This is a genomic window from Mesorhizobium sp. M3A.F.Ca.ET.175.01.1.1, assembly GCF_004791945.1.
In the GTDB taxonomy this organism is placed as follows: Bacteria; Pseudomonadota; Alphaproteobacteria; order Rhizobiales; family Rhizobiaceae; genus Mesorhizobium.
On record NZ_SRTP01000001.1, the window covers coordinates 519,881 to 531,848 of the forward strand.

Genomic DNA, 11,968 nt, shown 5'->3' on the forward strand with positions numbered 1-11,968 from the left:
CCAAGATCATCGCCAAGCTGGTCGCGCCCGCGATATGGTCGCTGCCGAAGACCCAAGAAGAAATTGCAACCGTGCCTCCAGCTATGGCGACCCCAAGCACGCCTGCCTGGAGAGGACTATATCTTGCTGGTGGCTCTACAGTGTCCGCCAATCGCTTGGCTTCCAGGTAAATATTCAGTGCGTCCATTTGCCAAACCCCTGATATCAACCTGCATTTTAGCAATTTCTAATGACACAGCTAAGCGGGCCCACATGCCTGGCGGTCATGCGACCGAAGTCCTGTCGGCGGGGCTGACGGGTGGGCCATTGGTCTGTCTGGCCCGCCAACGCTTTGGGAAGCGCAAAATGATCGCATCGCCTCAGCGCCTTTGGCTGAACATTAGGGAGGTGCCGCAGCGGGTGGTTGACGCGGCCCTGACTGCCGCACTACAGGAATGAAGCGCGAACCGGTCGAGCCCGCTGGTGCACTGCGGTGCCCACCTGCTCAAAACGACCGACAGCGATGATCCTAAGTGGTTGAAAAACCGCAGCGGAGGGATGGCCGAGCGGTTTAAGGCACCGGTCTTGAAAACCGGCGTGGGCGCAAGTTCACCGTGGGTTCGAATCCCACTCCCTCCGCCACAAGGTCTAGCAATTTCAAAGCGTTAGATACTGTTCTGGGCCATGCCATAACTTCGCCATGCCCCAAAAAAGAAACGCCCGGTGCCGAAGCGCCGGGCCAAGGGACTGGAGTTTGGTCTAAGGGGTGAAGAGATACCTTAACCCCAAATTCGTCTACCGCACTCATCACACATTCGCGATTGCTAAAAAGCCCGGTAACCGAAGCGATCGGGCCATCGCGGAGTGGTACGCGCCGTTACCAGAGGCTGCCGTGGTATTGGCGGGCTTTCTCATCTGGACCGCCTTCAACCACTAAAAGCCTTGAAGCGCGTCGCCTGGATCCGTTTCAGCGCCACGCGCCTTAGGGCGCTGCCGATCGAGACCGCAAGCCTTGGTGCCTCGGCGTCAAGCTGGTGCCGCCGGCGGGCGCCAACCTCCTTAGGTTAGTCCCGCCTTCGTTCTTATGGATGCGTTCCGATCATTTTAGCGACAGCGTATATTCCTCGTTAGCCGGTGCCCGTCGTAGCGTAGTCCCCGTAGCGAAGTCCCCGCCGGTCAGGCCCGGTCACCCTTACTCCCCGAAACTAAGGGTACCGGGCCGCTCCCGCCTCCGCGCAGCAGGGTAGACCGGGATCCGAAACCCCTCCCCGCTCAGATGACGGCTTCTTCGAGGAACGGCTCGTTGCGCGGGATACGCTCGTAGCAGAACGGCGACAGGTCGAGCGTCTGGAAGGATCCGTGGACGATCAGCTCCGACACCGCCCGGCCAACCGCCGGCGACTGCTGCAGGCCGTGACCGGAGAAGCCATTGGCAAACATGAAGTTTCTTACCTCTGGGTGGAAGCCGACGATGCCGTTGTGGTCGAGCATGTTGTATTCGTAATGGCCGGTCCAACTGGTCTGGACCTTCAAGGCGTCGAAGGCCGGAATGCGGTGCCACAGCGCCGGCCAGATATAGTCGTCGAACTCCTCGAAATGCATTTCGAAGTCGTCATAGTCGGCCGGCCCATCGCCTTGCGGCGTGTTGCCGGTGAGGAAAAGCTCACCTTCCGGGCGCACGAACGTGCCGGAAAGATCGATGACGTTGGGCATGCGGCCCGGGATCGGATTGGCACTGGCGAAGACGAAGCTGTAGCGCTTGTAAGGCGCTACCGGGATGGAGAGCCCGGCCATGCCGGCGACCTGCTGCGCTCGCGGGCCCGCGGCGTTGACCAAGGTGCCGCAGGCCACCGTCTCGCCGGTCGCGAGTTTCGCCGAGACGACTCGGCCGCCAGCCACCTCCAGCCCCGTCACGGCATTGTCGATGTATTCGACCCCGCTGGCTCGCGCGGCGCGGCGGAAGCCGTTCAGCATGCCCATGGAATCGAACCAGCCCTCTTCGCGGGAACCCCATGAACCGCCGCCGAGATCCTCGACATTCAGCCACGGAAAGCGTTCCTTCAGCGGACCCGGCTCGAGAAAGACCGTATGAGCGCCGAGGCTGCGCTGCAGGTCGACCCGTTCCTTGGCCGCCTCCACGCCGTCAGGCGAGCAGCAGTAAAGATATCCGTGCTCGCGAAAGCCGAGGTCGGGGGCCGGCTCGTTGTTGTAGAAAGGCGCCATCCGCTCCTGGAAGCCGCGGATGATCTCGATGCCGAACTGGCTGATCCTCACGTTGATCGGATTGGAATATTGCTGGCGGATGGCGCTGGTGGAGAGCGCCGTCGAGGAGAATTCGTAACTCGAGTCGCGCTCGACCACCAGGATTGAAGCTTTATCGCCCAGCGCCTGGCTCAGCCAGTAAGCCGTAGACGAGCCCATGACCGCGCCGCCGACGATGACGATGTCATAGGACCTGCGCGAAGGAGATTTGTAGGGAGGAATCGGCATGGTTTTTCTTCGCTCTACCGGTTGAACGAGGCGATCAGGGCATCCGAGCCTCGTGCCAACAGGCCGAGGTCCGAACCGACGGCAATCATGGTGAAGCCATCGTCGAGATAGCGGTCGGCATCCGTCTTGACGGGAGCCAGGATGCCGCTGGCCTTGCCCGCGGCTGCCGCAGCCTTGCGCACCGACGAAATTGCTTCCTGTACGTGTGCCGCGCCGGGATTGCCCATGGCGCCCATGTTCGTGGAGAGATCGCCCGGCCCGACAAACAGGACGTCGACGCCCTCCACCGCTGCAATCTCGGCGGCATTGGCGACGCCGGATTCGTCTTCGATCTGCACGGCCAGCAGCTGCTGCTCGCGCGCCTTGGCGTGGTAACCGGCGATCCGGCCGAACGCGTTGGCGCGGTGGCCGACCGAGAAGCCGCGGAAGCCGCCGGGCGCGTATGTCATTGCGGCAACGATTGTCCGCGCCTGATCCGCAGTCCGCACGTTCGGGATCATCAGGCTGCGGGCGCCGACATCCAGCGCCTGCTTGATGAGATTGGGATCGTCCGATGGCAGCCGCACCACCGCCTCGCAAGGGAATGCCGCGGTGACCTGCAACTGCGCCATGATGCTGCGCAGATCGTTCGGGCTGTGCTCGCCGTCGATCAGCAGCCAACCTGCTCCGGAACCTGCAACGACCTCGGTGGTGAGCGCCGAGGCCAACGAGCACCAGATTCCGATATGAGATCGGTTTGCCTGCACGGCCGCCTTCAGCGAGTTGATGCGCTCCTGCATTTTGCGATCGGCTCCAGTCAGAGATGCATTGAAATTTGTATGATGTCCTATATCATACACGTAACTTGAGCTGCAAGCCGCTCTGACGCGACAGAAAGATTTGAGCATGAAAATTGGCTTTATCGGTTTGGGCGTGATGGGTGCGCCAATGGCGCGACATCTCGCCGATGCCGGACACGATATCGTCACGGTGCTGAACCGCTCGCCTCTTCCAAAAGGGCTGAATGCGTCGGTGGTCGCCTCCCCTGCCGAAGTGGCGTGCGCATCCGAGATCGTCATCACCATGCTGCCCGACACGCCTGACGTGGAACTGGTCCTCGTCGGCCAAAACGGTGTGCTGGAGGGAATCTCGGCGGGAAAGCTGGTCATCGACATGAGTTCGATAAGCCCGATCGCCACGGCCGGATTCGCGTCGAGGTTCCGGCAAGCCGGCGCCGGCTATCTGGACGCACCCGTCTCCGGCGGCGAGGTCGGCGCCAAGGCAGCGAGCCTCACGGTCATGGTCGGCGGCCCGGCCGCCGAGTTCGAGCGCGCGTTGCCGATCTTTGAGAAGCTCGGCAGGAACATCACGCTGATCGGCGAGAAGAACGGCGCCGGCCAGACCTGCAAGATCGCCAACCAGATCATCGTAGCGCTCAACATCGAGGCCGTTGCCGAGGCTCTGGTCTTTGCCAGCAAGGCCGGCTGCGATCCGGCGAAAGTGCGCAGTGCCCTGATGGGGGGCTTTGCCTCCTCGCGTGTGCTGGAGGTCCATGGCGAGCGCATGATCGCCCGCAGTTTTGCGCCGGGGTTTCGCATCCGGCTGCACCAGAAGGATCTCAATCTCGCGCTCGAAAGCGCCCGCGCGCTCGGCGCGGCACTGCCGAGCACAGCGATGGCGCAGCAATTGATGAACGCCTGTTCGGCGCGACCGGACGGCGCGGAAGCCGACCACTCGTCCCTCGTTCGGGCTCTCGAAGTCCTGAGCGACCATGAATTGTCAAAGGAAAGGAATTGAACCGATGCGCGGAACCGGCAAAGCCGATGTCTTCGTGATGCTTGCCCATCCCGTGGGCCATGCGAAGAGCCCTGGCATCTTCAACGAGATCTTCGAGCAGAAAGGGCTCGACAGCCTGATGGTGCCGCTGAGCTGCCGTCCGGAGGACTTCGACACCTTCTGGGCCGGCATCACGGCGGCGGAGAACATCCGTGGCGTCATCATCTCGGTGCCGTACAAAGTGCCGGTCTACCACAAATGCGCGGCCGCCCACGACCGCGCGGCACGCGTGCAGAGCGCGAACTCCGTGCGCAGGCAGGCCGACGGCACCTGGTATGCCGACAATTTCGACGGCGTCGGCTTCATCGACGGGCTGAAGGCGGGCGGACACCAGATCGCAGGCCGGCGCATCCTTCAGGTCGGCGCCGGCGGCGCTGGCTCCTCCCTGACCTACTGCCTGGCCGAAGAAGGCGCAGCGGAAATTCGCCTTGCCGACATCGACACGGAACGTGCGCAGAAGCTCGCGTCGTTGGTCCACCAATCCTTTCCAAATTGCCGCATCGAGGTCGGCCAGCCCGACCCATCCGGAATGGACATGGCGATCAACGCCACACCGTCCGGCCTGAAGGCCGGCGACCCGCTGCCGATGGATGTGAGCCGACTGACGCCGAACATGACGGTGGTCGACATCATCATGGAGCCGGCCGAGACGGCCCTGCTCAAGGCGGCGAAGGAAATTGGCTGCCGGATCCAGCCCGGACGCCCGATGATGGATTTCCAGGTAGAAGCCATGGCTGAATTTTTCGACATCGAGCGGAAGGATCGCGGCAATGGCTGAAGCAATGACCGCCGTCGTCATCGGCGGCACATCCGGCATCGGACGCGCGATAGCAGAGCGCTTCGCCGAGGACGGCTATCAGGTGGTCGTCGCGGGCCGCGATGCCGTCCGAGGCAAGGAAACGGCAACGGCCTGCGAGACTGCCGGCGCGCCACGCGCCGTCTTTGTCCAGACCGATGTCGCCGCCCCCTCCTCTGTCGAGGCTCTGGCGGTCGATGCCGTGGACAGGTTCGGTACGCCTCATGTCGTGGTCAACTGCGCCGGCATCCTTCAGAGCGGCAAGCATGTGCTCGACCAGGATCTGGACGAAGACGAGAAGATGTGGCGGATCAACTATCGCGGCACCCTTCTCGGCTGCCAGGTGTTCGGCCGGCTGATGTCGGCCGCCGGGCGCGGCGCGATCCTCAACGTCGGGTCGCTGGCCTCTTTCGCACCGCTGTCGCTCCCAGCCTACACGCCCGGGAAGCACGCGGTGCTGGCCCTGACCCAGATGCTGGCTGCCGAGCTCGGTCCGCATGGGGTTCGCGTCAATGCCGTGGCGCCGGGCTACACGCTCTCCGACGGGCTGAAGACCAAGATCGCCAAAGGCGAACGCAACCCGGATGCGATCCAGGCCACTACGGCGCTGCGCCGCTTCGTCGAGCCGCGCGACGTGGCCGAGGCGGCCTTGTTCCTCTGCTCCGACCGCGCCGCTTCGATCACCGGGATCACGCTGCCCGTCGATGCCGGCTGGCTTGTCCAGGCGCCCTACGCGCAGTACCTGCAAGGCAATCCTATCCGGCAAGCACCGGTGATCTGACAGATGGCCAAAGCCGGAATTCACGGTCGGACGGTCGCCACGGCGGCGGTTTGAATGGTTTTGCCGGTTCGGGCATCATCCCGAATCTGGCCTTGGACGCGAACGGAAGGGTCCTGATGACGAAGCGCAAGCCGCTGTCCACCGTTGTGGCGGAGAGCCTGGCCGACAAGATCCATTCGGGAAAGCTGCAGCCCGGCGCGCAACTGCCGACGGAGGCGGAGCTTTGCGCCGAATACGATGTCAGCCGCACGGTTGTGCGCGAAGCGGTGGCGCGTCTGCGCTCGGAAGGCATGGTGGTGCCGCAGCAAGGGCGCGGTATGTTTGTCAGCCAAACGCCTGCACCACGCAATTTCTCAATTCCGGACGAGGCGCTCAGAACCCTGCCGGAAACCATCGCCCTGCTCGAATTGAGATTGAGCGTCGAAGTGGAATCCGCCGGGCTTTGCGCGGAACGCCGGACCGACAAGGAAGCGAGCAATATCCGGGCCATGATGGATGAGATCGACGCGCAGCAGGCGGATCCCGCCGCCGTCCAGATCCACTACGACTATGATTTTCACCTCGCGATCGCCAAGGCCGCCCGCAATGAGTTCATCCATGGCTTCCTGAGCTATCTCGGACCGATGATCGTGCCACGTTTCCAACTCGGCTATGTCGTCGAGCCGGCACTCAAGGACAGCTACTACGCGCGCATTCACAGCGAGCACCAAGCCATCGTCGATGCGATCGAAAGACAGGATGGCCGCGCCGCCCGCCAGGCCATGCGCAAGCATCTGCACAACAGCCTCGGACGCGTGCGCGCCTTGGCGAGAGCCTCTGGCGTAGAGGCAACGGATGCAGAGCAGAAGGCGGCCGCGGCCACGCTTTTCACCAAAATGAAAAGGCCGGTATCGACAGGCGGATGAGCCTCAAGGGCTTGCATTGCTGACCACATGGTCCGGGGGCCAGGCGTCACCCGCTAGCGAAAGCCGCGTTTTGCTCAATCGGCAACGCGAAAGCGCTTTGCATGGGTAGAAAAGTATTGCTTTCCTTTGATTTGCTGCGGCTGGGGCTCGTGCAAGCGGCGCAGCACGCTTCAGTCGCCGGAAGCGCTTTCGAAAGTGCATCTTTCCTTTTTGTTGCTTTTCTTGGTTTCGCAGCATCGGCCAAGGCCGCACACTGACGCCAGCCAATTTGGGGAACCCACGTGACCACAGCCTTCATCACAGGAGCGACGAGCGGCATAGGGCGAGCGATCGCCATCGCGTTGAGCGACGCCGGCTATGACGTCTATGCGGTCGGCCGCAGCCAGGCAGCGCTGAAGGAGCTGCAGTCCGAGCGGCCAGGCATTGTTCCGATCGCCGTCGACATCACCGATCGCGAGGCGCTGGAATCGGTGCTGGCAGGTCTAACCGTCGACGTCTTGATCAACAATGCCGGCATAATGCCGCCGCTCGGCAACTTCGCCGACATGAAGATCGCCGATATCGACACGACGCTTGAGATAAACCTCAGCGCAGCGATCCTGCTCACCCGCCTCGTCGTGTCGCAGATGCGCGAGCGGCAGTCGGGGCACATATTGTTCACCGGCTCCGTCGCGGGCCATGCCGCATTCTCCAACATTGCCGTCTACTCGGCCACCAAGGCGGCGATCTCGGGCTTTGCCGCCGGGTTGCGCGCCGACCTCTCCCCGTCCGGCATACGTGTCACCGAGATCGTCGCCGGCCGTGTCGAGACGCAGCTTTACAACCAGATCCTCGACGCCAACGCGCGCGCTGCCATGTACGCCGGAAAGGTGGTGCAGCCGGATGACGTGGCCAAGATGGTCGTCGCGGTGCTGGCGCTCCCCGCGTGGGCCGACGTTACCCGTTTCGACATCATGCCGACCTGGCCGACCTCGCCGAGCGGCACCAAATAAGGAAAAACTGGAATGAAGGATCTTTCCGTTCTGATCGTTGGCGGCGGCGCCGGCCTGGGTGCGCTTCTCGCCCGCATGGCCGTCGAGGCCGGAGCGGCCAAGCTGGGCATCATCGACATCAACAAGGAAGCCGCCGAGGCAGCGCTCGAACCAGCAAAGGCCAAGGGCTTGCCGACCGCGGCCGCGACTTGCGACATCCAGCTCGGCCCTCAATGCCACGCCGCCTTCGACGCCGTCGTTGCGAATCTCGGACGCGTCGACACGCTGATCAATTGCGCCGCGATCTACCCACGCCGTCCGCTGCTCGAGATCACCGACGCCGAGTGGGACGCCTCCAACGGCATCAACATCAAGGGCACCTACCACATGATGGTGGCGGCGGTTCGCCACATGCAGTTGCAGGAGCCGAAAGCCCAGGTGCGCGGGCGCATCGTCAATCTGACCTCGGTCGACGCTTTCAAGGCGCATCCGCAGAACGCCCATTATGCGGCAACGAAGGCTGCGGTCGTCAGCCTGACGCGGTCCTTTGCCCATCACGTCGCAAAGGACGGGATCCTGGTGAATTCGGTGGCGCCGGCCGGCATGGCCACGGAGAAGGCGAAGGCCCTCGGCTTCCTCGAGGAACTCGCCAAGGCCAGCCCGCTCGGCCGCGGTGCCGAGCCGACCGAGATCGCCGAATGGGTGCTGATGACCGGCGGCCCGAAGAACACCTACATGACCGGCGAAAATGTAATCGTTTCCGGCGGTTACATATACGCTTGAGCGGGCTTTCAGCGGCCGCCGCCGGCTGAGATACGGCAGTGCATCATCAACGGAGTCTCGGACGAAAGGAGGCGGAATTCACCATGACCGGCAAGCTTCGCCTTCCTTCGCTCAATGCTCTTCGGGTCTTTCATGCCGTGGCGCAGCACAAAAGCTTCCGGCAGGCGGCCGACGAGCTGCTGGTGACCCCACAGGCCGTCGGGCAGCAGATCAAGCTCCTGGAGGACACGCTCCAGGTGACGCTGTTCGAGCGCAAGGGCCGATCGATCGAACTGACCGAGTCGGCGATCCTGCTCTCGCATTACGTCAAGGCCGGCTTCGACGAGTTCTCCGAAGGCGTCCGCCGCGTCACCAAATCGAACTACAGGGATCGCATCAACCTCAATGCGAGCCCCTACTTCGCCACGCACTATCTTCTGCCCAGGCTTGCGCTGTACCGCGAGATCCTGCCGGGCGCCGACCTACGCCTGACGACGATGGTCGACTTGCCCGATTTCGGCCGTGACGACATCGATATGACGGTGCAGTGGGGCTACGGCAACTGGCCGGACTACGAGACCACGCTGCTGGTGCCGGATCCGAAGATCATCTGCTGCACGCCGGCCATCGGCGAGAAGATCAAGTCGGCTCAGGACCTGACGCGGTTCACCCTGCTCGACACCGTCAAGTCGAAGCGCCTGTGGCCGGACATATTGCGGCACCTCGGCGTGGAGCAGGCGGAAGGTGACCGCAGCATCGGCTTCGACGACGCCGCGACGATGCGCCGTGCGGCCCTGCAGGGCATCGGCATCGGGCTCGTCTCCGTCATCGACGCCGAGGAGGATTTGCGATCGGGCGCGCTGGTTGCGCCGATCGGCCGTGACGCTCTTTCAGACATGAAGACCGAGGAGGTCCCAGGCTTCTACCTGATCGTGCCGCGCGGTCATCTGCGCGTGAAAGCCGTGGCGGCCCTGCATCGATGGCTCGTTCAGCAGGACTGGGGGAGCGACCTCAAGCTTTCTTCGCTGCCGAAACCGACCCCGCTCTCCGATTAGGAGCGGCTTCGTGACCGGGGTCCAGGACGCGCGTCTCAGACCTCCAAGAACAAGAACAAAGCAAACCTCAACAGTGGAGACACAGAACATGAAAATGATGCAATGGGGGGCCGCGGCCGTGGCCCTTGGCCTGGTTCATTTCGCGGTGCCGGCCGAGGCGGCCGGCGGCAAGACGCTGGAAACCGTGAAGGCGCGCGGAATGCTCAACTGCACCGGCCATGACGGCTCCTATCTCGGCTTCGCCGAGGTCGACGACACGGGCAACTGGAAGGGCATGGACATCGATCTCTGCAAAGCGGTGGCCACGGCCGTGCTCGGCGGTCCGGCGAAGCTGAAAGTCGTTCCGATCAGCTGGGCCCAGCGCTGGCCGTCGCTGCAGTCGGGCGACGTCGACATCATCATCAAGGCCTCGGGCGGCACGCTCAGCCGCGACACCGAACTCGGCCTGCAATTCTCGATGTCCTATTATCTCGGCACAACCAAGGTGATGGCGCACAAGGAACTCAATCTGAAGTCGCTGAAGGACGCCAATGGCGGCACGATCTGCATTCCCGCCGGGACGACCATCGAGCAGCAGGTTGCGGCCTATGCGCAGAAGGTGGGAATCAAGCTGGAACCGGTCGTCATCGAAAAGACCGAGGAGCTTGAGCAGGCATACTTCTCGGGCCGCTGCGATATGTACGCCCAATGGGGGCCGGTTCTCGCAATCGCGCGTGTCGCCAAGGGCAAGGTCGACGACCACGTGATCCTGCCCGACGTGCTCGCCGTCGAGCCCGAGGTGATGATCGTGCGGCAAGGCGACGACAATTGGGTCGACGTTGCCAATTGGACGCTCACTGCCCTGCTCTTCGCCGAGGAGGAAGGCATCACGTCCAAGAATGTCGATGAGATCAAGGCCAAGCCGACCTCACCGCAGGTGGCGAAGTTCCTCGGCGCGACACCGGGCCTGGGCAAGGGTCTCGGGCTCGCCGACGACTGGGCCTACAACGTGATCAAGAAGGTCGGCAATTACGGCGAGATCTTCGATCGCGATCTGGGCAAGGACTCGCCCTACAAGATGGATCGCGAGCTGACCAACCTCTGGAACAATGGCGGGGTCCTGTTCCCGCTGGTGATCGACTGATCCACCAGACATGCCGAATGGCATCACTTGGCGCCGCTGAAATGCGGCTGGGAGGAATTTAACGCATGTGCCTCCGCCCTGCTTTCGCCGGGCGGAGACGGCGGCAATTCAGGAAAAGTCGGTCAATGGTCAGCCTGCTGAGAAATCAGAAGGCCCGCAACGCGCTGTTGCAGGTTGTCTATGTCGGGTCGCTTGGAGCGCTGGTGCTGGCCTGCGCGATGATCGCCCGACGCAACCTTGCCCAGCAGGGGATCACCTCCGGGTTCGACTTCTTGTATAAGTCGACGGGTTGGGACGTGAGCTTTTCCCTCCTGCCCGCCACGGCCAATGATCCCTACTGGTGGTATTTCCTGATCGGGATCATCAATACGCTCTTCCTGGGCAGCGTCGGGCTGATCCTGGCGACAGTCGTCGGGACGATCGTCGGTTTGGCGCGCACCTCCTCCAACGAATTGGCGCGGCTGCTCGGCCGTACCTATGTCGACATCTTCCGCAACATCCCGCTGATCCTGCAGGTGTTCTTCTGGTACGCCGTCATCACGCACCTGCCGACGCCGCGCGCCGCGCATCAGGCCTTCGGCATGTTGCTGACCAGCCGTGGCCTTTATGCACCGATCCCCAATGTCGGCGGCGTTGCGTTCGCGGCGGCGGCCATCGCATTCATCGGCGCAATCGCGCTTCCCGTCTGGCTGGGCAGGACGTCGCGCCTCAACCGACCGCTCGGCGAGCGCCTCGGCATCCAACTCGCCGGCGCGGCGGCGGCGCTGGCCTGCGCGGTCCTCATCCTGGCGGGCGGCCGCCTTCCGGGCCTGCCGCTGCTCGACTTCCCGGCCTTGCAGGGCCTCAACATCAAAGGGGGCTTGCGCATTCCGCCGGAATTTTCCGCGCTGGCGGTGGCTATCGCCATCTATGGCGGCTCCTACATCGCCGAGATCGTGCGCGGCGGCTTCAAGGCTGTCAGCAAGGGCCAGGTGGAAGCGGCACTTTCGCTGGGGCTCAGCCCTTGGCGCATCTTCACGCTGGTGCGGCTGCCGCTGGCGCTGCGCGCCATGCTGCCGATCCTCGCCAACCAGTATGTCTGGTTGATAAAGGCAACGACGATGGGCATTGCCGTCGGTTTCACCGACTTCTTCATGATCGTGGCGCTGACGATCAACCATTCCGGCCAGACGCTTGAGGCGATCGGCATCCTGATGGCGGGCTTCCTTACCATCAATCTGAGCCTGGCCGCTGTATTCAACCGCATCAACAAGGCCATTGCCCTTAAGGGCAATCAACTGAGGGGATGAGA

Annotated in this window: 12 protein-coding genes and 1 tRNA gene; 11 read left to right on the plus strand and 2 right to left on the minus strand. The window is 63.2% G+C overall.

From position 1 onward, the window contains the following. Positions 1-531: 531 nt before the first annotated feature. Positions 532-621: transfer RNA gene (locus EN818_RS02630), tRNA-Ser, on the plus strand. A 630-nt stretch (positions 622-1,251) separates the two neighbouring features. On the opposite strand, the gene EN818_RS02635 is transcribed toward EN818_RS02630, so the two are convergent. Further along, a complete protein-coding gene (locus EN818_RS02635; protein ID WP_095807389.1) occupies positions 1,252-2,469 on the minus strand; it encodes an FAD-dependent oxidoreductase in 1,218 nt (405 codons plus the stop codon). Between the two features lie 14 nt (positions 2,470-2,483). After that, the gene (locus EN818_RS02640) at positions 2,484-3,248 is read right to left on the minus strand and encodes an aldolase/citrate lyase family protein (protein ID WP_095807388.1); all 765 of its coding nucleotides are present in this window, start codon (positions 3,246-3,248) and stop codon (positions 2,484-2,486) included. A gap of 106 nt (positions 3,249-3,354) precedes the next feature. Between EN818_RS02640 and EN818_RS02645 the strand changes: the two genes are divergently transcribed. The 10 genes from EN818_RS02645 (at position 3,355) to EN818_RS02685 (ending at position 11,966) form a co-directional block, all read left to right on the plus strand. After that, on the plus strand, positions 3,355-4,245 hold the full coding sequence (locus EN818_RS02645) for a 2-hydroxy-3-oxopropionate reductase (RefSeq protein ID WP_095807387.1): 891 nt from the start codon (positions 3,355-3,357) through the stop codon (positions 4,243-4,245). A 4-nt stretch (positions 4,246-4,249) separates the two neighbouring features. Then, positions 4,250-5,062: a shikimate dehydrogenase gene (locus EN818_RS02650; protein ID WP_095807386.1), complete on the plus strand. Its 813-nt coding sequence runs from the start codon at positions 4,250-4,252 to the stop codon at positions 5,060-5,062. Next, positions 5,055-5,861, plus strand: a complete 807-nt coding sequence (locus EN818_RS02655) for an SDR family oxidoreductase (RefSeq protein ID WP_095807385.1) — start codon at positions 5,055-5,057, stop codon at positions 5,859-5,861. The genes EN818_RS02650 and EN818_RS02655 overlap by 8 nt, the downstream gene beginning before the upstream one ends. Positions 5,862-5,977: 116 nt before the next feature. Continuing rightward, positions 5,978-6,766, plus strand: a complete 789-nt coding sequence (locus EN818_RS02660; protein ID WP_245420412.1) for a FadR/GntR family transcriptional regulator — start codon at positions 5,978-5,980, stop codon at positions 6,764-6,766. Positions 6,767-6,867: 101 nt separating this feature from the next. After that, positions 6,868-7,023, plus strand: a complete 156-nt coding sequence (locus tag EN818_RS32510; RefSeq protein WP_165349832.1) for a hypothetical protein — start codon at positions 6,868-6,870, stop codon at positions 7,021-7,023. Between the two features lie 24 nt (positions 7,024-7,047). Then, positions 7,048-7,758 (plus strand): SDR family oxidoreductase, encoded by a 711-nt coding sequence (locus tag EN818_RS02665; protein ID WP_095807383.1) that lies wholly within the window; start codon positions 7,048-7,050, stop codon positions 7,756-7,758. Positions 7,759-7,770: 12 nt separating this feature from the next. Next, positions 7,771-8,520 (plus strand): SDR family oxidoreductase, encoded by a 750-nt coding sequence (locus tag EN818_RS02670; protein ID WP_095807382.1) that lies wholly within the window; start codon positions 7,771-7,773, stop codon positions 8,518-8,520. A gap of 83 nt (positions 8,521-8,603) precedes the next feature. Beyond that, positions 8,604-9,554, plus strand: a complete 951-nt coding sequence (locus tag EN818_RS02675) for a LysR substrate-binding domain-containing protein (RefSeq protein ID WP_095807381.1) — start codon at positions 8,604-8,606, stop codon at positions 9,552-9,554. 88 nt (positions 9,555-9,642) lie between these two features. Further along, positions 9,643-10,677, plus strand: a complete 1,035-nt coding sequence (locus tag EN818_RS02680) for an amino acid ABC transporter substrate-binding protein (protein ID WP_095807502.1) — start codon at positions 9,643-9,645, stop codon at positions 10,675-10,677. Between the two features lie 125 nt (positions 10,678-10,802). Then, positions 10,803-11,966 carry an ABC transporter permease subunit gene (locus EN818_RS02685; protein ID WP_095807380.1) on the plus strand — a complete coding sequence of 388 codons (1,164 nt, stop codon included), beginning with the start codon at positions 10,803-10,805 and terminating at the stop codon, positions 11,964-11,966. Positions 11,967-11,968 lie beyond the last annotated feature (2 nt).